This is a genomic window from Campylobacter sp. BCW_6873 (genome assembly GCF_001762365.1).
Lineage (GTDB): Bacteria > Campylobacterota > Campylobacteria > Campylobacterales > Campylobacteraceae > Campylobacter_D > Campylobacter_D jejuni.
On the sequence record NZ_MJWS01000040.1, the window covers coordinates 1 to 648 of the forward strand.

1 pseudogene is annotated in these 648 nt (G+C 33.2%); it reads left to right on the forward strand.

The features are described 5' to 3' along the window. Window positions 1-648, forward strand: a pseudogene (locus AJ932_RS01985) (hypothetical protein); the annotation flags it as partial.

Sequence of the window (648 nt, forward strand, 5' to 3'; positions counted from 1 at the left end):
CTTGATTCTATCACTAACACCTCTACTTCTGATACAGGTATAAGTGGTTCCATCACTAACAATAGTGATAATAAACTTGAAATTTCTAATGGAGAAGGTGCTACTATAGGTGGAGGTATTACAAATAATGGTAATGCTGATTTAGTTATTTCCAACCAAGGCTCAGTAGGTAAAGATGATCATGGTAATACAGTAACTAACAATGGTAGTGGTAGTGTTGGAATTAAAGATTGGGTTGTTTCTACAGATAAAGAAACAGGTAAATTAGACACTGTGGTTGTAGGTGGAAGTGGTAAAGATAATGTAAAAGTAGAAAACATCACTGTAGATCAAAGCAATGTTAATCTTGATGAATTAGGCAATATAAACAATATCATCTCAGGTGTTAATCAAGGCAATATTGGCAATATAGGAACCAATGGAGGTGGAGAAATATCTTTAAGCTTTGATCCAATAACAGGAAAGCTTACTACAGATTTTAATCTTAATGCTTCCATATCAGGTGCAACCTTTAGATCTTTAATCTCTACTACTACAAGAAGATCTACCTTTATAGACAATGTTATGGGTAATTCTATGCAAACTTTTGCTTTAGCTTCTTCAAGTAAATCTCAAAGCATTGCTATGTCTGAAAAGGGTAATTTATAT